A 25,025-nucleotide genomic window follows, 5' to 3' on the forward strand; every position below is an offset into this window, starting at 1 on the left:
CCCACTGTACGCGGCCCGCCTCGACCCGCTGCCAGCTCACCGTTGACACGAACGCGGGTTCTGTGGTTACTTAGTTGAGTAAGTAACCCAGAAACCACGGAGGACTCGTGATCGAAGAAGGCAAACCGCTCTTCCTCCAGATCGCCGAGCAGATCGAGGACTCGATCCTCGACGGCTCGCTGGCCGAGGAGGCGCAGGCCCCTTCGACGAACGAGCTCGCCGCGTTCTACCGCATCAACCCCGCCACCGCCGCGAAGGGAGTCGCCATGCTCACCGACAAGGGAGTGCTCCACAAGCGCCGAGGCATCGGCATGTTCGTCTCGGAAGGCGCCAGGGAGATGCTCCTCGGCGAGCGCCGGGCGGCCTTCGCCGACCGCTACATCGATCCGCTCCTCGCGGAGGCCCGCACGCTGGGTCTCGGCGCGGAAGACCTCGCGGACCTGCTCCGGCAGCGCGCCGCACTCGCCCCCACCCCAGAAGGGAAGAACCCCGCATGACCGCCGTCATCGAGGTGCAGAACCTCACCAAGCGCTACAAGGAGAAGAGGGCGCTCGACAACGTGTCCCTCTCGCTCGAGGGAGGCTCGATCTACGGGCTCCTCGGCCGCAACGGTGCCGGGAAGACGACACTCATGTCGATCCTCACGGCGCAGAACTTCGAGTCCTCCGGCACCGTGAAGGTGTTCGGCGAGCACCCGTACGAGAACGCGCACGTGCTCGGGCGGATCTGCTTCGTCCGGGAGAGCCAGAAGTACCCGGACGACGCGACCCCGCGGCACGCGTTCGCCGCCGCGCGCCTGTTCTTCCCGCACTGGGACCAGGACCTCGCGGACGAGCTCATCGCGGAGTTCCAGCTGCCGATGAAGCAGACCATCAAGAAGCTCTCCCGCGGGCAGCTCTCCGCCGTCGGCGTCATCATCGGCCTGGCCTCCCGCGCCGAGATCACGTTCTTCGACGAGCCCTACCTCGGGCTCGATGCCGTCGCCCGACAGATCTTCTACGACCGGCTCGTGGAGGACTACGCGGAGCATCCGCGCACGATCATCCTCTCCTCGCACCTGATCGACGAGGTCGCGAACCTCATCGAGAAGGTCATCGTGATCGACAACGGTCAGATCCTCCTCAACGAGGACACGGATGCCGTCCGCGACCGTGCCGTGACCGTCGTCGGCGACGCCGCCAAGGTCGACGCCTGGACCGCCGGCCGAGAGGTCCTGCACCGGGACGAGCTCGGCCGCGTCGCCTCGGTCACCGTTCTCGGTGCGCTCACCGCGGAAGACCGAGCCGAGGTGCGGGCCGCGGGCCTCGACCTCGCCCCCGTCTCGCTGCAGCAGCTCATCGTCCGCCTCACGCAGAAGGCCGAGGCCCACCCCAGCAGCAGGGCCGAAGCCACCACGGAAGGAGTCCGCTGATGCGACGCACACTCAACGTCATCCGCCTGCAGCTCATCAACCGGCAGACCTTCGTCTGGGTCCCGCTGATCATCCTCGGCTCGGCCGTGGTGATCTCGGTCCTCATCTACGCGATGATCCCCGGTGACGCCCCCAAGTACGGCGGAGGCGGTCAGGCGCCGCTGTGGTACTTCTTCGCCATCGGCATGTCGGCCATGACCCTGACATTCCCGTTCTCGCAGGCGATGAGCGTCACCCGGCGAGAGTTCTTCATCGGGACGCTCCTCACCGCCATCCTGGGCAGCGCCCTGCTCGGCATCCTGTTCCTCATCGGGGGCGCGATCGAGCTGGCCACGAACGGCTACGGCGTGAACGGCTGGGTCTTCCACCTGCCGTGGCTGTGGGAGGCCGGCCCGCTCGGCGCCTTCGTCGTCTACTTCACGCTCGCTCTGTTCTTCTTCGTGATCGGCTTCACCGGCGCGACGATCTACAAGAGCTGGGGGCCGATGGTGCTGACCATCGTGGGCGTGGCTCTGGCGCTCATCCTCGTCGGGGTCGTGTTCCTCGTGACGCGGCTCGAGCTGTGGGGAGACGTGTGGCTCGGCATCCTCGACCTCGGAGCGGTGGGCCTGGCCCTGTGGGGACTCGTGGTGGTCGCCGTCCTCAGCGGCATCTCCTTCCTCGCCTTCCGTCGGGCCACGCCCTGACGTGAGGATCGGAATCCGCGGATGCCGCGGCCGCGCACCCCGCGCGGTCGCGGCATCCGCGTTCGGCCGCCCTCTACCCGGCGCCCGGGGCCGGGGCAACCGGGTGGCCGCACGCCGCCTGCCGCCCTATCCTCGCCAGAGAGGACCACCCGACCGCCGCGAGGAGAGGATGACGTGACACCCGACCTTTCGCGCCTGCGCGTCCGCGAGCGTCGCTCGTACCTCGCTCGCACCGTCCGCGAGGCGGTCCGCCCCGCGCGCCTGCTCCTGGTGGCGAAGACGGCCCTCGCCGTCGGTCTCGCGTGGACCATCGCGCCGCACATGCCGGGCGTCACCGACGAGTACCCGTACTACGCGCCCCTCGGCGCGCTCGTGAGCATGTACCCGACCCTCATGGGGTCGATGCGGTCGAGCCTGCAGACGCTGTTCGGGCTCGCGACGGGTATCGGCCTGGCCGCCCTCATCGTGCTCACGGTCGGACCGACGTGGTGGACGATCCCCCTCGTCGTCGGTCTCGGCGTCCTCGTCTCCGGCACCGGGTGGTTCGGCGTCGGCAAGGAGTACGTCCCGATGGCGGCGCTGTTCGTCCTCATCATCGGCGGCCAGAACGCCGATGAGTACTCCCTCGGATACCTGGCCCAGATGGGAGTCGGGGTCGTGATCGGCCTGGTGGTCAACCTCCTGTTCGCCCCGGCTCCGCTGATCGGATCGGCGGAAACGCGGGTCGAGGAGTTCCGCCGGCAGCTCGCGGGCCACCTGCACGATATCGGCTCCGCGGTCTCGGAATCCTGGCCGCCGGAGACAGCGCAGTGGGCCGACGACGCCGAGGCCCTCGCCGAGACCACCGCCGACCTCCGCGCCGCCCTGGCCGAAGCCGACGAGAGCGTCCGCTACAACCCCCGCGCGAGACGTCGGCACGCCGGCACCGCGCACATCCACGAACAGCTCTCGACGCTCGACCGCATCGCGCATCTCATCCGCGACATCGCCGACGCGACGGCCGACACGATCTGGGAGCGTCCGGCCGGCATGCCCCTGGACCCGGCGCTGCCCGAGCCGCTGTCCGCGGCCTGCCACGCGGTGGCCGACGTCATCGCCGAGGAGGACCCGCAGTCGAGCGCGGCGCATCGCCGCCGCGGGGAGGCGGCGCGGGCGATCCGCCTCTTGCTGGAGAAGGTCGACGACCGCACATTCGACGTGCGCAGCTCGATGGGACCGGGCGTCCTGACGGCGATGCACCTTCGCCGCATCCTCATCCTCAGCGGCGAGCGCCCCGACGACGAGGACGAGTGAGTCAGATGGTGTCGTCGGCGACGACGATGTCCAGCTGCCAGTAGCGGCCCGCGGGGTCGGTGTCGTCGTGCGCGGCGTCCGCGGCGGAGAGCACGTCGTTGATCTTGTGCATCACGTCGTCGAACTCGGCCTCCGTGAGGCGGATGGTGCGCTGCACGAATGACGCGTGCACCTCGGCTGTGCGGCCGGAGACGTACTCTGGCGTCCAGGCCATGACCCGCCGCAGAAGGTCGACGTGGTCTTCCGCGAGCGCGGCCACCACCGCGTCGCCGAGCGCTTCATCGACCACGGGGTTGTCGGGGCCGCCCACCGTGAGGGCGCCCTTCCGACCTGTCCAGACGCGATCCCGACGATCCCTGGCCTGCTCCGGTGCCTCCTCGATGAGCGCGGCTTCCGCGAGGGCCCGCAGATGGAAGCTGGCGCTGTTGGCAGGGACGCCGAGCTCCGTCGCGATGTCCGCCGCCCGCAAGAACCCGCGACGCGAGATGAGGCGCAGGATCTGCCGGCGCAACGGGTGGGAGTAGGCCTTGAGCATGGCCGACGTCATGAAGGCGGCGTCCTCCCGGGAGGTCGTTTCCGCGTCGTCGGCCATCCCCCGATCCTAGTCACGCAATTGCGCACCAATAGTTGCGCAACTTATATTGCGGAACTATCGTCGAGCCATGAGCACCACGACGATCCCCCGCCGCCTGTGGCGGAACACGCCCTATCTCACCTGGCTCGTCAGCGACACGAGCAAGGGACTCGCGTCCGCCCTGTTCGGATTCGCCGTCCCGCTCCTCGCCCTCATCGTCACGAACGACCCCGCGCAGGCCGGCATCATCGCGGGGGCGGGGATGGTGGCGCGGGTGCTGCTCACCCTCGTCGGCGGGATCCTCGCGGATCGGCACCGGCGCATCGTGCTCATGCTCGTCGGTTCGCTCCTGGGTGTCGTGCTGGCCGGGGCTTTCACACTCCTCGCCCTCAGCGGCTCCCTCACCTTCGCGACCCTCCTCGTGATCGACGTGCTGCTCGCCGCTCGCAGCGGCCTCTTCGATGTCGCCGGGGAGAGCGCGCTGAAGGAGATCGTCCCGGACGACGCGATGGGGCGCGCGCAGGCCGCGAACCAGGGGCGCGATGCCGCCCTCCAGCTCGCCGGAGGGCCGCTGGGCGGGCTGTTGCTCGGCGTGGGCGGATGGCTCGTCGGCGTCGTCATGACCGCCTGCCACCTCGTCGCGGCCGTGACCGCCGGGCTGCTCGGCCGTCAGACCAGACGAGCGGGCATCGCCGACACCGGTGCCGAGGAGGACGCAGACCTCGACGCGCCCGTGGTCCGCCCGAACGCCTGGCGGGAACTCCGCGAAGGCTTCGCCTGGCTGCTGTCCCGCCCAGACCTCGGCGGCGTGATGCTCATCATGACCATCGTCAACCTCGGCTTCAACGCCGCGATCACCACCGCCGTCTACGCGCTGCAGCAGGCGGGGCACTCCGAACTGCTCATCGGAACCGTCAGCGCGGCCATCGGCGCCGTGATGCTCGTCGGCGCGATCGTCGCCCCACTGCTCGTCCCGCGGATCCCGGCGGGCCCGCTCACGATCGTCGGGCTGACGGTCGTCGCCCTCGGCGCCGTCGCGCTGTCGTTCGTCTCGGCGCCGTGGGCCGTCGCCGCCGTCCTCGGTGCCACGGTGCTCCTCGTCCCCGCCCTCAATGCGGGGATGATGGGCTACTTCATGGTCGCCACGCCGTCACGCCTGCTGGGTCGTGCGAACAGCGCCATGGGGGTGCTCGCGATGGGGGCGATGCCGCTCGCCCCCCTCATCGCCGGCTTTGGCCTCGCGTGGGCCGGGCGCCAGGGCACCATCCTGCTCTGCGCGGCCCTGTGCCTGATGGCCGCTGCCCTCGCGATCGGGAACCGCGCCCTCCGCAGCCTTCCGGTCGAGTCCCGATGGGCCGCGCACGCCGCCCAGTACGAGGCGGACTGAGGCGGGCGGAGGCCGGAGCCCGGGCGCTAGGGCGCGACCGCGAGCACGGTGATTCCCGCCGCCGCGGAGGCCACGGCGAGCGCCAGCGCGATCGCGATGAGGATGATGTGCACGCGGAGGAACGGGGTGGCCTTGCCGTTCTCGTCGCGGGCGCGCGGATCGTTCGCGACCCGCTTGTAGAACCTCGGCCAGACCAGCACGTTGAAACCGGCGTTGAGGAACAGCACGACGACGAGGGCGATCACCCCTCCACGCTATCGAGGGCATCGTCGCGTCGCGAACAACCGTCGGAATTCTTGGACCGCGACATGTATCACCGTGCTCTTGCCGTGCTCCTGGTAGGTGTGATCACAATGGGCTTCATGATCGACGGTGCCCCCGGCGCCGCCTCCGATCCGGCATCCGACGACGGGCGCGCACGCTGGGAACGCGCCGCGGACCTGTTCGATGCGTGGCGCGATGGCGACGGCCGCTCGATGGACGAACTGGTGCGGCTCATGACGCCCGTGCTCTGGCACGTCGTGCGCGCCTACGGCCTCGAACGCACCCTCGCGGAGGACGTCGTGCAGACGACCTGGCTGCAGCTCGTGCGCGGACATGGATCCATCGCCGACCCCCGCGCCGTCTCCGCCTGGCTGACGACCACCGCCCGCCGCGAGGCCTGGAAGGTCGGCAAGGCGAACGGCCGCGTCGACACGGCGGAGTCCGACGACCTGGACCTCCTCCTCCCGGAGCAGGCGTCCGCCGAGGAGCACGCCACGCTCGACGACGAGAGCCGCCGGCTCTGGGCCGCCGTCCGCCGCCTCGCCGAGCGATGCCAGCGCCTCCTTCGCGTGATCGCCTTCGAGGACCGCCCCGACTACGCCCGCCTCGCCCACGACCTGTCGATGCCGGTCGGCAGCATCGGCCCGACCCGCAGCCGCTGTCTCGCGAAGCTCCGTGACCTCCTCGACACCCCGGCCGCCCGGACGGAGGGATGGTCATGAGCGACGAGGACGACGCCCGGCTGTTCGCCCGCCTGCGCAGCCTGTGGGGAGAGGTTGATCCGGTCCCTGCGGGGCTGATCGACCGCATGGTCGCCGCAGTCGCGGCGGACGGACTCAACCGCGAGTACGCCCTGCTCACCCTCGTGGAAGGGCCGCTCGGCGCGATACGCGGCGAGACCGACGCTCTCACCCTCCAGTTCAGCGACGGCGGCACCAGCGTCCTCCTCCACGTCACGACGACCGCCTCCGGACGGCGGCGGGTCGACGGCTGGGTGGACACCGCCGCCGCAGAGATCGTGCTCGTGCAAGACGCGCGCGAGCGCCGCACGACCCCGGCGGAGACCGGTCGGTTCGTGTTCGACGAGGTGCCCCCAGGGCTCAGCCGCGTGCGCCTGACCGCGACGGTCGGCGACGAGACCCGCACGCTCGAGACCCCGCAGTTCGAGTTGTGACCCTCGATGCCGGCGATGTCGCCGGCGTCCCCACGGAGAGGATGATCGATGGAACAGCCCCAGGGATGGACCTGGCAGGACCGCGCGGAGGGATCGATCCGCCGCGGCACCGCCCTCGACCCCAGCACCGAGCCGGTGGACGGGATCCGGGCGTTCCCCACCGCCTACCTGCCGGAGCGCCTGTTGATCACGCGTGTCCTGGACGAGCAGGAGGCATACGACCGTGAGCTGCGCGCCCTGCGGGACGCCGCCGACTCCTTCGGCTGGCGCCTGGAGATCGAGGACCGCGAGCGGGAGATGGGCAACGGCGAGCTCGTGCCCGGCGTCGCGGGCTTCGTGCGGGCGCGCCTGACCACGCCGGATGAACCGACCAGGGGCGAGTCCCCGGTGGCGCCGGACGCGTGGCGGGTGCTGCAACGAGCGCGGCGCCTGTCCCGCTCGACGATGCCGCGGACCAGCCTCGAGCACGTGCTGTCGATCGATCCCGTCGGGCTCAATCCCTTCACCCGAACCAACCCGTTCACCCGGACGAACCCGTTCACGCGGACGAGCCCGGTCCGCGGCGCGGCACCCGGCGGAGGCGGCAGCGACGACTACCTGGAGCCCGGACGCGGGGCACGGCAGCCGGTCACGTGGCTCGGTCCCGCGCCGGCTCGCACGGCTGCCCCGAAGCGGGGACGACGGCCGGTCGTGGCGATCCTCGACACCGGGTGCGGCGAGCACGCCTGGCTGCCGTCCGACATCGTCACCCGGCACGTGGAGCTCGACGGCATCCCCGTGGGCTTCACGGACGACGCCGATCCCGAGCGCTACCCCGACCTCTACGGGCAGCTCGACGGGGAGATCGACGCGGTCGCCGGGCACGGCACGTTCATCGCGGGCCTCGTACGTCAGGCCGCTCCGGACGCCGACATCCTCTCGATCCGCGTCGCCGGCGCACTCGGCGTAGTGGACGAGAGCACGCTCCTGGAAACCGTGGGGCAGGTCGTGGAGCTGCTGCGGCGGCATCGCGAGGATCCGAAGACGGGCTTCCCGATCGACGTGCTGAATCTCTCCCTCAGCTACTACCACGAGACCCCGACCGACGGACTCTTCAGCACCACCCTGTACGAGCTGCTCGCGAAGGCCAGGGAGCTCGGCTGCGTGGTCGTCTGCTCGGCCGGCAACGACGCGATCGACCGCCCCTCCTTCCCCGCCTCGCTGTGGCCGTGGCCCGGCGCGGACAACGGATTGCCCTCCGACGACGGGGCTCCGCACGTCTCCGTCGGCGCCCTGAACCCGTCCGCGCACTCCGTCGCCCTGTTCTCGAACGTCGGCCCGTGGGTGCAGGTGTACGCGCCGGGGGCCGCGGTGGTCAGCACCTCGCCGGCCTTCGTCGGCGGCGCGCAGGCCGCGACCCGCGCAGACGTCGACGGGCTGCCGCGCGAGACGCTCGACCCGGACGACTACCGAGGCGGCTTCGCCGTGTGGAGCGGCACCTCCTTCGCGGCTCCCTACATCGCCGGACGGATCGCGGCCCAGCTCGGCGCCGTCCCCGCCGAGGGGGTGAAGCCCGCTGTCGCCGCGAAGGCCGTCACCGCCGTCCTGACGTCGCTGCCGACGCCGCACGAGAGGTCCTGACGCCTCGCGCCCTTCCGTGCGACCACCCCGGCACGGCATCCTGGACGGATGTCCCTGTCCGCGCGCGCGCTGCACCGACGCGGCGTCGAGGCGGCCAACGCCCGACAGTTCACCCGCGCCCGGCGGGAACTGGAGAAGGCCGCCGCCCGCACCGACGACGCCGACCTCCGCGCGCGCATCGACGGCACCACCGCATACGTGCTCGCGCAGACCGGCGAGCCTTCGGCGGCGGAGGCTCTGTGCCGGGAGGCGCTGGCCAGGGACGGACTGCAGGCGGAGACCATCGCTCTCCTCGGCGGACAGCTCGGCGCCCTCCTCATGCACGGCGGGCGGCTGGAGGAGGCCGAGGCGAGCCTGACCACCGCGATCGATGCCCTCGCTGCGACCGGCGCGGAGACGCCGGCCCTCGCGAACTGCCTGATGAACCGGGCGGTGGTGCGGATGCAGCGCCATCAGCTGGACACCTGCATGGCCGACCTCCGGCGGGCCATCGCGATCTACGAGGCGCACGACGAACGGGACTCCCTCGCCGAGGCCACGCACAACCTCGGCTATGCCGCGCTCCTCGGCGGCGACCTCGTGTCGGCACTGCGCCTCATGGCCGAGTCCCGTCCGACGTTCGCAGCAACCAGTGCCCTGGCCACCGCCATCAGCGATCTCGACCGCGCCGAGGTGCTCCGCGATGCGGGGCTGACGACCGAAGCGGAGGCGCTGCTCGCCCGTGTGGCCGTGCAGTTCGGCGCCCAGCGGATGCGCCAGGCCCGGGGAGAGGCGGAGTTCCACCTCGCCCGCTCGCTCGTCCGCCACGATCCGCGGGCGGCGGCCCACGCCGCCCGGAGCGCCGCCCGGCGGTTCACAGCCCTCGGCAGCAGCGGCTGGGCGGCCCGTGCGACGGCGGTGGAGCTCGATGCCCGCCAGCGACTCCATCCCGACCGCCCCGTGGACGCGGCGGCCTTCGAACGGGCGGCACAGCAGCTCGACCGATTCGGCTTCCGCACGGAGGCCACGGCTCTCCGGCTGACCGCGCGCCGCGACGGTGACGGACGCCTCCCGCGTGTTCCCCCCTCCGCCCCGACACCGCTGCGGCTCCGGGCCCAGGAGGTCCGCGCCGCCCGCGCGGCCGCACGCGGTCGCGACGGGGACGCTCTGCGGGCCGCCGCGGAGGGGCTCGATCTGTTGTCCGCATGGCAGCGGTCCTTCGGGGCTCTCGATCTGCAGGCCTCCGTGGCCATGCACGCCAGCGATCTCGTGTACACGGGTCTCGCCGCGGCCGTCCGCCGCCGCGACCCGGCCACGCTGTTCGAATGGTCCGAGCGCGCCCGACACCTCAGTCAGCAGGTCGCCCCGGTGCGTCCGCCGCACGACGACGCCCTCGCCGCCGACCTCGCAGAGCTCCGGATGCTGCGTGCCGACCTCGCCGGGGTGGACTGGACGACCGACCCCTCCGTTCGCGCGCTCCGCGACCGGGTGCGGGAACGACAGTGGTCCGCCACCGGCTCCGGGGCGACCAGAGAGCGCAGGACTCTGACCGAGACCTCCGCGCTCCTGCCTGCCGATGCGGCGGTGCTCGCCTACGTCTACACCGGCTCCGGGCTGCACGGGGTGGTGGTGCGGCCCGGCGGCGCAACCCTCGTCGACCTGTCCTGGCCACGGGTGCGGACCGCCCTCGACGGCCTGCGCGCCGACCTCGACATGGCCGCGCTCACGCGGGGCGGCGCCATGGGGCCGGTGACCGCACGCGCTCTGGCAGCGCGTCTCGCGACCCTCGACGACGAGCTGCTCGGACCGATGCGCCGAGCCGCCGCGGGCGCCGAGCGATTCGTACTCACCGTTCCCGGCATCCTCGGCGGGGTGCCGTGGGCGATGCTGCCCGGCATGCAGGGGGCGCCGTTCACCCTCGCGACCTCCGTGTCGCGGTGGCTCCACGGCGGGACCACCGCCGTCACGGACCCGAGGGTGGGGTTCGCGGCCGGGCGTGGGGTGCCCCGAGCAGCCGAGGAGATCGAGAGAGCGGCGGGAGCGTGGACGGGCCGAGAGACGACGCGTTCGCTCCGCGGTGCGGAGGCAACGGTCACCGCCACCACCGAGCTGGCGGCCTCCGTCGATGTCCTCCACATCGCCGCGCACGGACGACACGCGGTCGACAACCCGCTGTTCTCCGGGTTCGAGCTCACCGACGGGGTGCTCTTCGGCTACGACGTCGACCTCATCCCCCGGGTGCCGCGGACCGTGATCCTCTCCGCGTGCGAGCTGGGTCGCTCCTCTGTGCGCTGGGGGGAAGAGGCCCTGGGCATGACGCGCGTGTGGCTGCACGCCGGGGCGGACTGCGTCATCGCGGCTCCGGTCACCGTGCCCGACGACGACGCCTGCGAGCTTCTCACGGCCGTGCACGGCGGGCTCGCCGCCGGAGCCTCCCCCGCCGCTGCGCTGGCGAGCGCCGCGCTGACGACGGGGGTTTCCGCCCCGTTCCAGTGCCACGGCAACGGATTCTGACATTTTTCTCGGATCGAGGTATCAGAATCGCAGGCACCCTCTCCTGTTCTTCGGAAGGTGTCGGGCGAAGGGCCTCGAAGGGAGAGGCGCGAGGGAGGCGCCGTCGGATCTGGGGAAACGCCACTGGGGAGCGGGAAGACGAGACGGACACCATCTGCTCCGGGGCCTCGCGGTATGCAGCCGCGATGCTCCTGCAGGGCCTCGGCGATCTGGGGACGCCGAGGCCCTCGGGGTGTCCGCAGGCGTGCGATCGACGAGCCTAGGCGAGGAGGACGGTGTAGCCGGCAGCGCGCAGCGCTCCGACGGCGGCCCCGTCGGCTCCGCGATCGGTGATGACCGTGGCGAAGAGCTCCGGCCCGCCGACGGTGGAGAACGCCTCGGCCCCGAGCTTGCTGCCGTCCGTCACGACGACGGCCCGCCGCGCCCGCTCCGCCATCATCCGGTTCACCGCCGCCTCGCGCTCGTCCTGCGTTGTCGCCCCGGCTGCCGCATCCATCCCGTTCACGCCGATGAAGGCGAGGTCCAGTCGCACCCCGCGGAGGAGCTGCTCGACGAACGGCCCCACGAGCTCGTACGTGCGCGAGTGGATCACACCGCCGGTGACGACGACCTTGATCTCCGGCCGGGTGGCGAGCTGCGCGGCGATGTTCACGGCATTCGTGACCACCGTGATCCCGCCCTCCGCCGCCAGGTCCTCCCGCGCGGCGAGCGCGGCCGCGATGGCCGTGGTCGTCGTGCCTCCGGAGAGGCCGACCACCATGCCGGGAGTCACGAGCGCTGCCGCCGTCTGCGCGATGCTCTCCTTCTCGTGGGTGCGGAAGTGGCTCTTATAGCGGAGGGGCAGTTCGTAGGCGACGGTCTGCGCCACGGCACCGCCGTGCGTGCGGGTGAGCAACCGCTGCTCGGCGAGGGAGTCGAGGTCGCGACGCGTGGTGGCCGGCGAGGCCCCGAACCGCTCCACCAGCTCCTCCACCGTCACCTCCCCGTCCGCCGCGAGGAGGTCGAGGATCGCGTGCAGTCGGGCCGCGCGCTTCACCGGTCGTCGTTTCGCATCGAGGTCGCAGGCGCGCCGGCAACCTCTGGGACCGGAGCGGCATCCTGCGACGATTGCAGGGCGAACAGCCGCAGCATCCGGGCGGCCTCGTCCGCCAGGGCGGCGCGGGCGGGGGCGAGGTACTTGCGGGAGTCGACGAGACGCTCATCGGCGGCGAGCACCTCGCGGACCGCGCGCGTGAAGAAGCCGTTGAGGTGGGTGGAGACGTTGACCTTCGTCATCCCGGCGCGCACGGCGTCGGCGATCACGGCGTCGGCGACCCCGGAGGAGCCGTGCAGCACGAGAGGCACGTCGGTCCCGTCGGAGGCGGCACCGCGCAGAGCCGCACGCAGGCGGGCGATGAGGTCGAGGTCGAGGGAGGCGGTGCGGTCGGTCATGGCGTGCGACGACCCCACGGCCACGGCGAGCGCGTCCACCCCCGTCGCGGCGACGAACGCCCGCGCCTCGACCGGATCGGTGCGCACGCCGGGGGCGTGGGCGCCGTCCTTCCCGCCCACCTCGCCGAGCTCGCCCTCGACGTAGACCCCCGCGGCACGGGCGCGGGCGGCGACCTCGGCCGTCACCGCCACGTTCTCGTCGTAGGGCAGCGCGCCGCCGTCGAACATGACCGAGCCGAACCCGAGGGACACGGCCTCATCGACGAGCTCCGGTCGCTCCGCGTGGTCGAGGTGCACCGCCACCGGGGTCTCCGCGCGCCGCGCCGCGGCGAGCGTCGCGAGGGCGATGGGTTCCAGACCGCCGTGGTAGTCGGCGCAGTTCTGCGAGATCTGCAGGATCACGGGGAGCTGCGCGAGCGCGGAGGCCCGGACGAGGCCCTCCGCGGTCTCCAGGTGGATGACGTTGAAGGCACCGATGCCGGTGCCGGCGGTGGCAGCCGCGGAGACGAGCTCCCGGGCGGAGACGAGGGTCACGAAGGGTCCTTCCGGAAAAAGGCGGGGTCGGGGCGGGAGACGCGGAGCTGCTCCTCGAGCGTGCGCCAGCGGGGGGAGATGTCGCCGGCGAGCGGCATGAGGACGGCGGCTGCCGACCACGCGGTCGCGCGACGGAGGATGGCCTCGGGGTCGCGCTCGCCCTCCGCGGCGAGCACGGCGCAGGCCGCGACCGCGGCGTCTCCCGCACCGGTCGGGTTGCCAGAGAGCGGCTCGTCGAGTCGGGCGTGCAGGAAGTCGTCCGCGGTGACCGCGAGCATGCCGTCGGCCCCGAGCGACAGGAGTACGAGCTCGACGCCCCGGGCCAGCAGCGACCGCGCGCCCTCGACGGGATCGTCCATGCCGGTGGCCTCGGCGAGCTCCGCGGCATTGGGCTTGAGCACGGTGGCTCCGGCGTCTGCGGCCCGCAGCAGCGCCGGACCGGAGGTGTCCACGATCACGGGGACCCGGGCGTCGGCGCCCACGGCGACGAGCATCGGCACGAGCGACTCCGGCGCCCCGGGCGGGAGGCTCCCGGAGACGACGAGGACTGCGGCACCGGGGAGCCGGTCGACGATCTCCGCAAGGAGTCCGCCCCACTCGGCGTCGGTCGGGTTCACCCCTCGCTCGTTGACGATCGTGGTGTCACCCGCGGTCTCATCGACGAGGGCGATGCTGCGACGCGTGTCGGCCGCGACGGGGACGAGCACATGGGGCACGCCGCTGGCGGCGAGTTCCGCGGCGAATTCCGCGCCGACGGCACCGCCCGCCGTGGTCAGCGCGAGCACGGACGCCCCCTCGGCATGCGCGACCCGCGCGACGTTGAGACCCTTGCCTCCGGCGCGGGATGCCCCGGTCTCGGCGCGGTGCGTCGCTCCCTCGACGAGGCGCTCGACACGCCAGGTGAGGTCGAGAGCGGGGTTCGGGGTGACGGTGAGGATCATGCGAGCTCCCTGGCGCGGAGAGCGGCGCCGATCAGCCCCGCGTTGCCGGACAGTTCGGCGGGGACGAGCGCGGGGAGCCGGTGGAAGCTGAGGCGCGCGGCGAGGCGGGTGCGCAGCTCGTCGAAGAGCGCGCCGCCGGCCCGCGACAACCCGCCGCCGATCACCACGGCCTCGGGGGCCACGACGGCGGTCAACTGCGCGAGCGACAGGGTGAGCGCGTCCAGCGCCGAGTCCCAGATGTCCGCCGCGATCCGATCCCCGGCGGCCGCCCGGGCGATGACATCTTTGGCGCCGTCCGGAGCCGTTCCCGTGGCCTCGCGGTAGCGGCGCGCGATGGCTCCTGCCGAGGCCACGGCCTCCAGGCAGCCGCGGGCACCGCACGGGCACACCGGTCCGTCGGCGATCGGGGAGTGTCCGATCTCGCCGGCGTAGCCTCCGGCCGTGTAGGGGCGGCCGCCGACGAGCAGGGCCCCGGCGATCCCGGTGCCGATCACGAGGATCACCGCGTCGTCGTAGGCCCGTGCGCCACCCAGCTCGTGCTCCGCCCAGCTCGCGGCGCGCACGTCGTGGTCGAAGGCGACGGGGAGGCCGAGACGTTCCGCGGCGAGCGCGCGCAGCGGGGCGTCCCGCCACCCCATGTTGCTCGCGAACACGCCGATCCCGGCCGCGGCGTCGACGATGCCCGGTACGACGAGCCCGGCGGCGCACGGCACCACGTCGGGATGCTCGTCGCGCAGCTGAGCGGCGAGCACCTCCAGCCGGTCCAGGAGGACGGGAGTGCGGTCGCCGTCGGCCGTCGGGGTGGGCGTGCGGCGGAGGCCGAGCGCCCGCCCGTCCGCGTCGAACAGCGCCGACTTGATGTCCGTCCCTCCGACGTCGAAGGCCAGGACGGGCGACCCGGCGCCGAGCGTGCGCACCGCGGCGAGTTTCTCGCCGGCCTCGTCCCTCGCGACGTCGGGGATCGCGTCCGCGGCGTCGTTCGGGGTCATCGCTCGGCTCCGGGGATCGCTGGCGTCATGCATCCAGGATGACGGATCGCGTGAGGTTGCGCGGCTGGTCGGGGTCGAGCCCGCGGGCCACGGCACGGTCGAGGGCTGTCCGGTGCAGGCGCACGAGGTCGGCGAGCGGGTCGATCGCGCGGTGCTCGAAACGGGCGCCCGTGGCGCGCACCTCCGCAGCCAGTCCTTCCGGTGCCTCTCCGAACTGCCACGTCACCCGGCCCGGGGCGGCGATGGCGATCGGGCCGTGGCGGTAGTCCATCGACGGGTACGCCTCGGTCCACGACTGCGACGACTCGCGCAGCTTCAGGGCGGCCTCGTGGGCCAGGCCGATCGTCCAGCCCCGTCCGAGGAACGTGTACTGCTCGGCGTCGCGCAGCTCGGTGTCGTCGCCCTCCTCGGCGAGCACGGCCGTCGCGTCGGCGATGGCTCCGGAGAGGTCTTCGCCCAGCGACGCCCGGAAGAGGGCGAGCGCGGTCGTGGCGAAGCGTGTTTGCACCACGGACTGCTCGTCGGCGAACGGCAGCAGCACGGCGTCGTCGACGAGGGACACGAGGGGGGAGTCGGGGTCGCCGATCACGCCGATCGTGCGGGTCCGCCCCTTGATGCGGTCGACGAGCTCCAGCACCTCGGTGGTGGTCCCGGAGCGGGTGAGGGCGACGACGGCGTCATAGCCACGGTCGACGAAGGCCTCGGACGCCGCGAACGCGTCGGTCTCGCCGTGGCCGGACGACTCCCGCAGCGCGGCGTACGACTGGGCCATGAACCACGAGGTGCCGCACCCGACGACCGCGACCCGCGCGCCGCGGGCCGGCAGCAGGGCCTGCTCGGCGGAGAGGTCAGCCGCGGTGCCCCACATCTCCGGCTGGGAACGGAGCTCTTCGCGCATGTGCGCGCCAGGCAGCGAATCGGTCATGTGAAGAGGCCTTTCGGACGAGTTGTTGCGTACTTGTGATTGTTTCGGGCGTAATCCGATCATAGTATTTCGTCCCAAGAGAGCAACATCTTGATTTGTTTGTTTGCCTGACAAATAATCGGGACGAGTTCCCCCGAGCCCCCGCTCGGACGATCACGACCGCTCCGGCGGCGCGATCATCACGCACCGTCGCGTGGAGTGTTCTGCGACTGTGCACCACCCCCCTCTCCGGAGAGCGGATCCCGCCCGCTGGAGCAGCACCCACAGTGAGGAATGCAATGCCCATGAACAAGTCACGGCGATACGGGGCCGCAGCGGTCGCGGCCGTCGCCACGCTGTCGCTCGCATCCTGCGGTTTCGGTGGATCGGGAGGAGACAGCGGCGGCGGCGACGACGCCAGCACGCTCGACCTCCTCGTCCCCAGCTACTCCGACGCCACGAAGGGCCTCTGGGAAGACGTCATCGACGGGTTCACGGAGGAGAACCCCGACATCACGGTCAACCTCGAGGTGCAGTCGTGGGACAACCTCGAGAAGGTCATCTCCACCAAGGTCCAGGCCGGCGAGGCCCCCGACATCTACAACGGCGGCCCCTTCGCGGGCTTCGTCGAGGACGAGCTGCTCTACCCGGTCGAGGAGGTCGTCTCCGACGACGTCTACTCCGACTTCCAGGACTCCTTCCTCGCCAACGCGGAGGTCGACGGCACGGCCTACGCGCTGCCGATGATCGCCTCCGCGCGCGCCCTCTTCGTCAACAACGACCTCCTCTCCCAGGCGGGCGTCGAGGCACCGACCGACTGGGACTCCCTGCTCGACGCAGCCACCAAGGTCTCCGCCCTCGGTGGGGGCGTGGCGGGCTACGGCATGCCGCTCGGCTCGGAGGAGGCGCAGGCCGAGGCCGCCGTCTGGCTCTGGGGCGGCGGCGGATCCTTCGGCGACGCGTCGGAGATCACCATCGACACCCCGGAGAACCTCGTCGGCGCCGAGCAGATCAAGAAGATGATCGACGCCGGCGCGACCCAGGCCGACCCCGGCTCGACGCAGCGCTCCCCGCTCATGGACATCTTCATCCAGGGCAAGATCGGCATGCAGGTCGGCCTGCCGCCGACGGTCGGTCAGATCGCGGACAACAACCCGGACCTCGACTACTCGATCGTCCCGATCCCGACCGAGGACGGCTCGCCCTTCACCCTCGGCGTCATGGACCAGCTCATGGCGTTCGAGAACGACGGCGACAAGCAGGAGGCGATCACGAAGTTCCTCGACTACTTCTACTCGCCCGAGGTCTACGTGCCGTGGGTGCAGGCGGAGGGCTTCCTCCCCGTCACGAAGTCCGGCGCCGAGGAGCTGTCCGGCGAGGAGGCCCTCAAGCCGTTCCTCGACGTGCTGCCCGACGCGCAGTTCTACCCGTCGACGAACCCGAAGTGGTCGGCCGCGGACGGCGCCTTCAAGTCGCTGTTCGGACAGATCCAGGACCAGCCGGCGGCCGACGTGCTGAAGCAGATCCAGGACCAGGTGGACGCGGGCTGACCCGCGGAACGGAGAGGTTCGGGAATCCCCCATGAGCCAGACGACAGAATCCTCGAACCTCGCGGGGGCGGCCACCGGCCGCCCCCGCACCCCGGACGCCGGGACGGCCGTGCGCGGTCGCCCCGGCGGGCGGGACCTCCTGCAGGCGCTGCCGTGGATCGCCCCCGCGCTGGTGCTCATCATCGGCGTGGTGCTGTTCCCCGCCGGCGTCATGTTCTTCAACTCCACCCGCGACATCTCCCTCTCGGGCCTGGACAAGGGCTCGGTCGGCTTCGACAACTTCGTGACCGTCTTCACGTTCCCGGAGTTCTGGCCGATCTTCGTCCGCACGATCGTCTGGGTCGTGTCGGTCGTGCTGTTCACGGTCGTCATCTCGCTGGGCCTGGCGCAGATCCTCAACAAGGCGTTCCCGGGCCGCCAGCTCGTGCGGATGGCGGTCATCGTCCCGTGGGCCGCGTCGGTGGTGATGACCACCATGGTCTTCTACTACAGCCTCGAGCCGTACTTCGGGGTCTTCAACAAGTTCCTCTACGACATCGGACTCTCCGACGACGCGGTGGGCTACGGCTGGACGAAGAACCCCACCACGGCGTTCGTGTGGTCCATCGTCATCGCGGTGTTCGTGTCGCTGCCCTTCACGACCTACACGATCCTCGCCGGGCTCCAGGCGGTTCCCGCTGATGCGATCGAGGCCGCGAAGATGGACGGCGCCGGCGCCGCGCGCACCTACTGGTCGATCGTCCTGCCGCAGCTGCGCAGCGCACTCGCCGTGGCGATCCTCATCAACATCATCAACGTCTTCAACTCGCTGCCGATCCTCAAGGTGATGACCGGGTCCATCCCGGGCTACGGCGCCGACACGATCATGACCCTGATCTTCAAGTACATCGAGCTGCAGAAGAAGGTCGACGTCGCGAGCGCCCTGTCGGTCGTGGCCTTCCTCATCGTGATCGCGATCGTCGCGGCCTACGTCAAGATCGTCAAGCCCATGAAGGAGGTCTGATCATGACCGTGACCGAGACCGCCCTCGTGACCACCGCCGACTCGCGCGGACGACGCACCCCGCCGGTCCCGGGTCGCCGGCGCCGCTACACCGCCGATCAGGTGACGCTGCCGCGGGTGATCCTGCGCACCGCCGCCGGGTTCCTCGTGCTCGCGATCTTCGTGCTGCCGTACCTCATCATGTTCTTCGGGTCGGTGAAGACGAAGGCGCAGATCCGCTCGGTCGACCCGACCTACCTCCCGGTGGAGTGGCACTGGGAGAACTACCTCACGATGTGGTCGACGCCCGAGACGCCGCTGCCGTACAACCTCGTCTCGACCATCGTCATCTCGGTGTTCGCGACCCTCCTCGTGCTGCTCGTTTCGCTCCCCGCGGCGTACTACACGGCCCGGTTCCGGTTCCCCGGGCGCATGGTGTTCCTGTTCCTCGTGATCGTGACGCAGATGCTGCAGCCCGCGGTGCTCACCTCGGGCCTGTTCCGACAGTTCACCGTCCTCGGCCTCGGCGACACCTGGACCGCCATGATCTTCATCAACGCGGCCTTCAACCTCTCGTTCGCCGTGTGGATCATGCACTCGTTCTTCGCCGGAATCCCCAAGGAGGTCGACGAGGCGGCGCAGATCGACGGCGCCGGTCGCCTCACGGTCCTGTTCCGGATCAACCTCCCGCTCGTCTGGCCCGGGATCGTCACGGCGATCGTGTTCACGTTCGTCGCCTGCTGGAACGAGTTCGCCGCGTCGCTCGTGATCCTGTCCACCGACAAGAACCAGCCGCTCTCGGTCGCGCTCACGAAGTTCGTCGGTCAGTACGAGACGAGCTGGCAGTACGTGTTCGGCGTGTCGATCGTCGCGATCCTGCCCGTCATCATCCTCTTCATGCTCATCGAGAAGCGACTCGTCGGCGGCCTCACCGCCGGCAGCGTGAAGTAACGCAGGAACGCGTCCGGAACACCTGCACGACCGCGGCACGCGTGCAGGGGTTCCGGACGGATCCGGTCGTGCACCCGTATCCGGGTCGTGCAGCCGGAACGTCGGGGACGGCGAGGTCAGGGGCGGGGGCCGCCGGCGCGGAGCTGGTCGGGACTCCATCGCACGCCGAGGACCGCGGTGAGGGCGGCCTGCGCGGCCCCGGCGGACGGGGCGACGCGTGGATCGGCATATCGGATGGGGACGTCGGCGGTGCCGCGAGCGGGATAGCCGCTCTCGGCCCGGACCCGCTCCAGGAACCGGGGGCCGAGCTCCGTCGCAGGACCGCCGATGACGACCTCGATGGGATCGAGCAACGCCCCGATGAGCTTGATGGCGCGGGCCAACGCGCGGGCCCCGTCGTCGATCAGTGCCTGATCCGCACGGGCGACGAGGGCGCGGACGGCCGGCACGTCCAGCGCGTCCGAGAACTCCTCCCCCAGCATCGGTCCCATCGCAGCCGCCGACTCCAGGCAGCCGCGACGGCCGCAACGACAGGGACGCGCGGCATCGCCGAAGACGACCTGCACGTGGCCGATCTCCCCGGCCCGATCACGAGGCCCCGGCGCGAGCTCACCGTCGAGGGTGACCGCGGCGCCGATGCCCCCGCCGCTGTGGATGAACAGCCGGTAGCCCGAGGGAGCGGCATCCAGCCCGGCCTCCGCGATGGCCTCGGCGTCGACGTCGTTGACGAGGAGGACCGGGACGCCGGTGATGCTCTCGAAGCGGTCCGCGAGCGGGACCTCGTGCCACTCCAGCTGCACGCTCTCCAGCACCGTGCGGCCGTCCGTCGTCCCCGGGATCTGGACGCCGACCGCGAGCAGCCGCGCCCCATAGGTGTCCACCACCTCCGCGACGGTCTCGTCCAGCACGCGGTCCCGGGTTCGCGTCGTGTAGGAGATGCTTCGGCGGGCGACCTCGGAACCGTCGAGCGCGACGAGCGCGAGGTAGGCGCTCGTCGGCTGCACCACGAGCACGAGGATCAGATGGTGTTCCGCGTCGATGCTGAGCGTGGTGGCGCGTTTGCCCCCCGTGCTCACCGCTTGCTCGCCCTCCGCGATCAGCCGGTTCTCGATGAGCTCGGCGACGAGGGAAGACGCGGTTGCCGCTGTGAGCCCGGTCGCCCGCGCGATGCCGGCGCGCGTCTGCGAACCGGACGCCTGGAAGACGAGCTGAAGCGCCCGTCGCAGGTTCGCTCGCCGAACCGCCGCCTGGGTGTCCAGCGCGTCGTCGTGGGTGAACATCTGCGGGTTCCTTCTCGGGGCCGAGGTCCGTCGATTGACAGCGCGCGTACCACTCCGTACGCTCGGTCCGTTAGTTTATTCATTGAACTTAGTCAGCCCGAGCGTCGATCGGGAGGAGCATCGTGCGCTACCCCCAGATCCTAGAGCGCCCCGCGGATCGGGCACGAGCCGCGCAGCCACCGAGCAACGGTCACGCCCGCGGTATCCGGGAGCGGAACCGCGCCCTCGTCCTCCGCACGCTCATGGAGCAGTCGGCTCTCAGCCGCGCCGATCTGTCCCGGCTCACCGGCCTCGCCCGCCCCACCGTCTCCGAGGTCGTGCGCGATCTGCTCGCCGACGGCGTGATCCGGGAGAGCGGACCCAGTCAGGAGTCCCGGCCGGGAAAGCCCGCCGTGATGCTCGAATTCGACCAGCGCGCCGTCCAGGTCATCGCGCTCGACCTCTCCGTGCCCGGTGAGGTCATCGGGGCGCTGGCCTCGCCCGACGGCCGCCTCTCACATCGCCTCCATCGGCCGCGCACCCCGGACGCCGCGGAAGCCGTCGCCGGTCTCGTCGCGGAACTGCGCAGCCTCACCGACGGGCCCGCGCTCGGCATCGGCATCGGTGTGCCCACCGGCTCCTCCGCGCTGCTCGGTCTCGGACCGCGACTCGCGGAGATCCTCGACGCCCCCGTGCACCTCTTCGACGACGCCGATCTCGTGGCCGACGCCGAGCAGCGGTTCGGTGCCGTCGGCACTGACTTCCTCCTCGTCCGCCTCGGGACCCGCATCGGCACCGCCATCCGGGTCGTCGGCGACGACGGCGTCCCGGTCGAGCGCTCTATCGGGGCCCGCGAGCTCGCGCACGTCGGCGCGGGCGGCGACCCCGGCGAGGTCTGCCTGTGCGGACGCGACGGCTGCGTCCACGCGTGGGCCGCGGCTCCCGCCATCGCCCGGCGCCTGGACGCCTCGGGAGCGGACCGCCCGCAGGTGCTCGCCGCCGCGGGTGCGCGGCTCGGCACGTCGCTCTCGGTCATCGCCGCCGCCGTCGACCTGCCGACGATCGTGCTGAGCGGCCCGGACGGGATCGTCTCCCCGGAGTTCGTGGACGCGACCGCGACCGCCGTCCGCGCCGCCTCGCACCCCTCGCTCGGCCCCACCGTGGTGCCGAGCGCGCTCGACGACGCCGTCCTCCTGGGTGCGGCGACCCGCGTGGTGGCCGCCGAGTTCAGCCCGCGCTGACCCTCTCCCCAGGGCGTGGTCAGAACCTGGTGGCAAGCAGCGATAGCGCAATCGTCGCGCACAACACTGCGCCGGAGCTCGCGATCGCTGCCAGGAGCTTTCGTTTCACGCCGTGAGTCACGACCGCGAGGACAGCACCAGTGACGCTTAGTGCGATTCCGATGGGGAGGGCGAGGACCGCTGAGATCAACGTGAGGATTCCGCCGGCGGCGATCGCAAGGAAGATGATCCCTTCTCGCCTGCTCCGGTCGATGGTCGCTTCATGAGACATGAACGGTCCCCCTCCTAGTAGATGGAGCAGACTACGCTTTGCGACTTGCTGCCACCCCCGCCACCGTTCAGACGGAGGCAGGGTTGCATCGTCTGAATGTCCCAGCCGCCCGTACCAAAGATCATTTTCCGCTGCGCCCAGATGCGCGCTTGTCCGCTCACAACTCCGGCCCCCTTGCCGATCTGCCCAGCATCACGCCACCCGATCGTTCCGATCGTTGTCCACGACCGCGAGAACGAGGCCGAGGTTGCCGTCTTGCCGTTCCCGCACCACTTTCCCTCGGTGTACATGTCCCAGAGCGCAATATTCACGGAGGAGTAGGCCGTTCTTCGGACGTAACCCCCGAAGCAGCCGCTAGCTCTCGCGACGGCCGCGCTGGCGCTTTCCAGTGACCCGTATCTCGACTGCACGGAACCTGCATCGATGGCAGCCGCTGCAGCATCGTCGGCCGGCGTCAGCGACACCGCCACCTCCTCGTCGACCGGAAAGTAGTAGTCGGTGAATGCTTCCTGCTGAGCCTCGGTCAGTGCACCAAACGTCGCTTCCGGATCGGAGGCAGTGTCCAGCAACTCAAAGATCTCGGACGCGGTCCGTCCGTGAGCATCCGTCCCCTCCCGCCCGGAAGGGATGGGAGACTCGATCCCGCGGGGCGGCCGGTCCGTCGCCTCGATCCGTCTTGGGAGGGGAATCCGCATGAAAGCACTCGTGATCGGCGCGACCGGCAGCATCGGCGGCGTCGTCGCCGCCACCCTCGACGTGCGAGGGCATGAAGTCGTCCGCGCCTCCCGTTCCGGCGAGCAGAGCGTGGACGTCACCGATCCCATCTTTATCCGCAGCCTCTTCGAGCGGGTCGGCCCGGTCGACGCCGTCGTGGTCGCCGTGGGCTCCGTGCCCTTCAAGCCGCTCACCGATCTCGACCGCGACGACTACCTGGCCGCCTTCACCGGGAAGACCCTCGCACAGCTCGACGTCGTGCGGGTCGCCCTCGACCACGTGACCGACGGCGGATCCATCACCCTCACCAGCGGCGTGCTCGCGCGGGAGCCGATCGCGACGGGAGCGGCGGCGGCGATGGCCAACGGCGCTCTGGAATCGTTCGTGATCACGGCGGCCGCCGAGGCCCCGCGGGGCATCCGCATCAATGCGGTCTCGCCCGACGTGCTCGCGAACTCCCCCGGGTACTTCTCGACCTTCCCCGGCCACCGCCCCGTCACCGACGACGAGGTCGGCCAGGCGTACGTCCGCGCGGTCGAGGGCATCGTCACGGGGCGGGTGCTCACCGTCTGACCGGCGTGCGGCGGCCCCCGCGAGGCCCCGTCAAGGGGGAGGCGGAGCACAGGTCCGTGTCGCAGGATGAGGGCATGACCGACACGCCTCTGTCTTCCCGTCCCTGGCTCCGCTCCTATGCCGAGGACGTGCCGGCGGACATCGAGGAGCCGACGCAGACGCTGCCCGAGATGCTCGCCGCGAGCGTGCGGACATACGGAAGGCGACCCGCCCTCGAGTTCTTCGGCGCCGTCACCACCTACCGCGAGCTCGGCGACCAGATCGACCGCGCCGCGGAAGGGCTCCGCCACCTCGGGGTCACGAAGGGCGACCGGGTCGCGCTGGTGCTGCCGAACTGTCCGCAGCACGTCGTGGCGTTCTACGCGGTCCTCCGTCTCGGGGCGATCGTCGTCGAGCACAACCCGCTCTACACCGCGCGGGAGCTGCGGCATCAGTTCGAGGATCACGGCGCCCGCGTCGCGATCGTGTGGGACAAGGTCGCCGACACCGTCGCGGGGTTCCCTGACGATCTCCGGGTCGATCACATCGTGAGCGTCGACCTCACGGCCGCGATGCCGTTGTCGAAGCGCCTGCTGCTACGACTGCCGGTCCCGAAGGGCCGGGCGTCGCGGGCGAAGCTGACCGGCACGCCGCGCGCGCGGCACCTGACGCCCTGGAAGAAGCTCGTGTCCCACCGGCGGCTTCCCCGTCGCACGCCCGCGCCGTCCCTCGGCGACACCGCCGTCCTGCAGTACACCAGCGGGACGACCGGGATCCCGAAGGGCGCCATCCTCACGCATGCGAACCTGCGGGCCAACGCGATGCAGGGGCGAGCCTGGGTGCCCGGGCTCCGCGACGGCGAGGAGACCTTCTTCGCCGTGCTCCCGCTCTTCCACGCGTACGGCCTGACCCTGTGCCTCACATTCGCCCTGAGCATCGGGGCCAAGGTGGTGCTGTTCCCGACTTTCGATCTGGGCCTGGTGACCGACGCCGCCCGCACGAGCCCGCCGACCTTCCTCCCCGCCGTCCCGCCCATCTACGACCAACTGGCGCGGGCGGCCGGACGCGGCACCGTCGACCTGTCGAGTGTCCGGTTCGCGATCTCCGGGGCCATGAGCCTCCCCGTCGAGACGGTACGGCGCTGGGAGGAGGCGACCGGCGGGCTGCTCGTCGAGGGCTACGGGATGACCGAGGCGTCTCCGGTCGCACTCGGCAACCCCATGGGTCCGACCCGGCGACCCGGCACGGTCGGCGTCCCGTTCCCGAGCACCGAGATCCGCGTCGTGGACCCCGACGACCCTGAGATCGATGTGCCCGCGGGCGAGCCCGGTGAACTCCTCCTCCGCGGACCGCAGGTGTTCCAGGGCTACTGGGGTCGCCCCGGCGAGACGGCCGAGGCCCTGTTGCCGGACGGCTGGCTCCGCACCGGCGACATCGCCGAGGTCTCGCCGGACGGGTTCGTCACCATCGTCGACCGCCGCAAGGAGCTCATCATCACCGGCGGCTTCAACGTCTCCCCCAGTGAGGTGGAGAACGCGCTGGAGGCCCACCCGGACGTCGTGGCGGCGGCGGTCGTCGGGCTGCCCCGGGCGAGCGGCGGCGAGGAGGTCGCGGCGGCCGTGGTGCTCCGGGAGGGCGCCGCCGACGACATGGAGGGGCTCCGCGACTTCTGCCGGACGCGATTGACCGCCTACAAGGTGCCGCGGCGCATCACCGCCGTCGACGACCTCCCACGGTCGCTCATCGGCAAGGTGCTGCGCCGGGAGGTACGGGATCGGCTCCTCGCCGAGCGTGAGGCCTGACGG

The 25,025-nt window shown here is 71.2% G+C and carries 25 protein-coding genes; 15 read left to right on the forward strand and 10 right to left on the reverse strand.

Annotated elements, in window-relative coordinates; all coding sequences use genetic code 11:
* Positions 1-107: 107 nt before the first annotated feature.
* The 4 genes from CYL12_RS11925 to CYL12_RS11940 all read left to right on the forward strand — a co-directional run bounded on the left by CYL12_RS11925 (position 108) and on the right by CYL12_RS11940 (position 3,390).
* Positions 108-497 carry a GntR family transcriptional regulator gene (locus CYL12_RS11925; protein ID WP_101847794.1) on the forward strand — a complete coding sequence of 130 codons (390 nt, stop codon included), beginning with the start codon at positions 108-110 and terminating at the stop codon, positions 495-497.
* Positions 494-1,411, forward strand: a complete 918-nt coding sequence (locus tag CYL12_RS11930; protein ID WP_101847795.1) for an ABC transporter ATP-binding protein — start codon at positions 494-496, stop codon at positions 1,409-1,411. The genes CYL12_RS11925 and CYL12_RS11930 overlap by 4 nt, the downstream gene beginning before the upstream one ends.
* A complete protein-coding gene (locus CYL12_RS11935; protein WP_101847796.1) occupies positions 1,411-2,097 on the forward strand; it encodes a hypothetical protein in 687 nt (228 codons plus the stop codon). Before CYL12_RS11930 ends, CYL12_RS11935 begins: the two co-directional genes overlap by 1 nt.
* A 174-nt stretch (positions 2,098-2,271) precedes the next feature.
* Positions 2,272-3,390: an FUSC family protein gene (locus CYL12_RS11940; protein WP_233486731.1), complete on the forward strand. Its 1,119-nt coding sequence runs from the start codon at positions 2,272-2,274 to the stop codon at positions 3,388-3,390.
* Position 3,391: 1 nt separating this feature from the next.
* Here the strand turns inward: CYL12_RS11940 and CYL12_RS11945 are convergent, their stop codons facing one another.
* Positions 3,392-3,982, reverse strand: a complete 591-nt coding sequence (locus tag CYL12_RS11945; protein ID WP_101847798.1) for a winged helix-turn-helix domain-containing protein — start codon at positions 3,980-3,982, stop codon at positions 3,392-3,394.
* Between the two features lie 70 nt (positions 3,983-4,052).
* Between CYL12_RS11945 and CYL12_RS11950 the strand changes: the two genes are divergently transcribed.
* Positions 4,053-5,351, forward strand: coding sequence for an MFS transporter (locus tag CYL12_RS11950; protein WP_101847799.1), 1,299 nt, complete (start codon positions 4,053-4,055; stop codon positions 5,349-5,351).
* 26 nt (positions 5,352-5,377) lie between these two features.
* Here CYL12_RS11950 and CYL12_RS11955 read toward each other — a convergent pair whose 3' ends face one another.
* Positions 5,378-5,596 carry an SCO4848 family membrane protein gene (locus CYL12_RS11955; protein WP_101847800.1) on the reverse strand — a complete coding sequence of 73 codons (219 nt, stop codon included), beginning with the start codon at positions 5,594-5,596 and terminating at the stop codon, positions 5,378-5,380.
* A gap of 117 nt (positions 5,597-5,713) precedes the next feature.
* On the opposite strand from CYL12_RS11955, the gene CYL12_RS11960 reads away from it, so the two are divergent.
* Genes CYL12_RS11960 through CYL12_RS11975 form a run of 4 tightly spaced genes read left to right on the forward strand, consistent with a single transcriptional unit; the run spans position 5,714 to position 10,902 of the window.
* Positions 5,714-6,337 carry an RNA polymerase sigma factor gene (locus tag CYL12_RS11960; RefSeq protein WP_233486732.1) on the forward strand — a complete coding sequence of 208 codons (624 nt, stop codon included), beginning with the start codon at positions 5,714-5,716 and terminating at the stop codon, positions 6,335-6,337.
* Positions 6,334-6,789 carry a hypothetical protein gene (locus CYL12_RS11965; protein ID WP_101848785.1) on the forward strand — a complete coding sequence of 152 codons (456 nt, stop codon included), beginning with the start codon at positions 6,334-6,336 and terminating at the stop codon, positions 6,787-6,789. Before CYL12_RS11960 ends, CYL12_RS11965 begins: the two co-directional genes overlap by 4 nt.
* Positions 6,790-6,837: 48 nt before the next feature.
* Complete coding sequence (locus CYL12_RS11970; RefSeq protein ID WP_101847802.1) at positions 6,838-8,409, forward strand: S8 family peptidase; 1,572 nt, start codon at positions 6,838-6,840, stop codon at positions 8,407-8,409.
* A 48-nt stretch (positions 8,410-8,457) separates the two neighbouring features.
* Positions 8,458-10,902, forward strand: a complete 2,445-nt coding sequence (locus tag CYL12_RS11975) for a CHAT domain-containing protein (RefSeq protein WP_101847803.1) — start codon at positions 8,458-8,460, stop codon at positions 10,900-10,902.
* A gap of 259 nt (positions 10,903-11,161) precedes the next feature.
* Here CYL12_RS11975 and CYL12_RS11980 read toward each other — a convergent pair whose 3' ends face one another.
* Genes CYL12_RS11980 through CYL12_RS12000 form a run of 5 tightly spaced genes read right to left on the reverse strand, consistent with a single transcriptional unit; the run spans position 11,162 to position 15,722 of the window.
* The gene (locus tag CYL12_RS11980; protein ID WP_101847804.1) at positions 11,162-11,938 is read right to left on the reverse strand and encodes a DeoR/GlpR family DNA-binding transcription regulator; all 777 of its coding nucleotides are present in this window, start codon (positions 11,936-11,938) and stop codon (positions 11,162-11,164) included.
* Positions 11,935-12,867, reverse strand: coding sequence for a class II fructose-bisphosphate aldolase (locus CYL12_RS11985; RefSeq protein WP_101847805.1), 933 nt, complete (start codon positions 12,865-12,867; stop codon positions 11,935-11,937). Before CYL12_RS11985 ends, CYL12_RS11980 begins: the two co-directional genes overlap by 4 nt.
* Positions 12,864-13,808, reverse strand: coding sequence for a 1-phosphofructokinase family hexose kinase (locus CYL12_RS11990; protein WP_101847806.1), 945 nt, complete (start codon positions 13,806-13,808; stop codon positions 12,864-12,866). The genes CYL12_RS11985 and CYL12_RS11990 overlap by 4 nt, the downstream gene beginning before the upstream one ends.
* Positions 13,805-14,797: an ROK family protein gene (locus CYL12_RS11995; protein WP_101847807.1), complete on the reverse strand. Its 993-nt coding sequence runs from the start codon at positions 14,795-14,797 to the stop codon at positions 13,805-13,807. Before CYL12_RS11995 ends, CYL12_RS11990 begins: the two co-directional genes overlap by 4 nt.
* Before the next feature lie 25 nt (positions 14,798-14,822).
* Entirely contained in the window at positions 14,823-15,722 is a 900-nt protein-coding gene (locus tag CYL12_RS12000; protein WP_101847808.1) for an SIS domain-containing protein, read from the reverse strand.
* A 284-nt stretch (positions 15,723-16,006) separates the two neighbouring features.
* Between CYL12_RS12000 and CYL12_RS12005 the strand changes: the two genes are divergently transcribed.
* The 3 genes from CYL12_RS12005 to CYL12_RS12015 are packed head-to-tail and all read left to right on the forward strand — an operon-like array spanning position 16,007 to position 19,183.
* Positions 16,007-17,251, forward strand: a complete 1,245-nt coding sequence (locus CYL12_RS12005) for an extracellular solute-binding protein (protein ID WP_101847809.1) — start codon at positions 16,007-16,009, stop codon at positions 17,249-17,251.
* Between the two features lie 31 nt (positions 17,252-17,282).
* Positions 17,283-18,254, forward strand: a complete 972-nt coding sequence (locus CYL12_RS12010; protein WP_101847810.1) for a carbohydrate ABC transporter permease — start codon at positions 17,283-17,285, stop codon at positions 18,252-18,254.
* Positions 18,255-18,256: 2 nt separating this feature from the next.
* Positions 18,257-19,183: a carbohydrate ABC transporter permease gene (locus CYL12_RS12015; RefSeq protein WP_199399113.1), complete on the forward strand. Its 927-nt coding sequence runs from the start codon at positions 18,257-18,259 to the stop codon at positions 19,181-19,183.
* 116 nt (positions 19,184-19,299) lie between these two features.
* Here CYL12_RS12015 and CYL12_RS12020 read toward each other — a convergent pair whose 3' ends face one another.
* Positions 19,300-20,463 carry an ROK family protein gene (locus tag CYL12_RS12020; protein WP_101847811.1) on the reverse strand — a complete coding sequence of 388 codons (1,164 nt, stop codon included), beginning with the start codon at positions 20,461-20,463 and terminating at the stop codon, positions 19,300-19,302.
* Between the two features lie 122 nt (positions 20,464-20,585).
* Here CYL12_RS12020 and CYL12_RS12025 point away from each other — a divergent pair, with 122 nt between their 5' ends.
* On the forward strand, positions 20,586-21,683 hold the full coding sequence (locus tag CYL12_RS12025; protein ID WP_158297175.1) for an ROK family transcriptional regulator: 1,098 nt from the start codon (positions 20,586-20,588) through the stop codon (positions 21,681-21,683).
* Between the two features lie 19 nt (positions 21,684-21,702).
* Here CYL12_RS12025 and CYL12_RS12030 read toward each other — a convergent pair whose 3' ends face one another.
* Both CYL12_RS12030 and CYL12_RS12035 read right to left on the reverse strand, forming a co-directional pair.
* On the reverse strand, positions 21,703-21,954 hold the full coding sequence (locus CYL12_RS12030) for a hypothetical protein (protein ID WP_101847813.1): 252 nt from the start codon (positions 21,952-21,954) through the stop codon (positions 21,703-21,705).
* Between the two features lie 14 nt (positions 21,955-21,968).
* Positions 21,969-22,649 (reverse strand): hypothetical protein, encoded by a 681-nt coding sequence (locus CYL12_RS12035; protein ID WP_101847814.1) that lies wholly within the window; start codon positions 22,647-22,649, stop codon positions 21,969-21,971.
* Between CYL12_RS12035 and CYL12_RS12040 the strand changes: the two genes are divergently transcribed.
* Positions 22,648-23,241 (forward strand): short chain dehydrogenase, encoded by a 594-nt coding sequence (locus CYL12_RS12040; RefSeq protein WP_101847815.1) that lies wholly within the window; start codon positions 22,648-22,650, stop codon positions 23,239-23,241. The genes CYL12_RS12035 and CYL12_RS12040 overlap by 2 nt on opposite strands.
* 74 nt (positions 23,242-23,315) lie before the next feature.
* Positions 23,316-25,022, forward strand: a complete 1,707-nt coding sequence (locus CYL12_RS12045) for a long-chain-fatty-acid--CoA ligase (protein WP_101847816.1) — start codon at positions 23,316-23,318, stop codon at positions 25,020-25,022.
* The last annotated feature ends 3 nt before the right edge of the window (positions 25,023-25,025 follow it).

This window comes from Zhihengliuella sp. ISTPL4, assembly GCF_002848265.1.
Classification (GTDB): domain Bacteria; phylum Actinomycetota; class Actinomycetes; order Actinomycetales; family Microbacteriaceae; genus Microbacterium.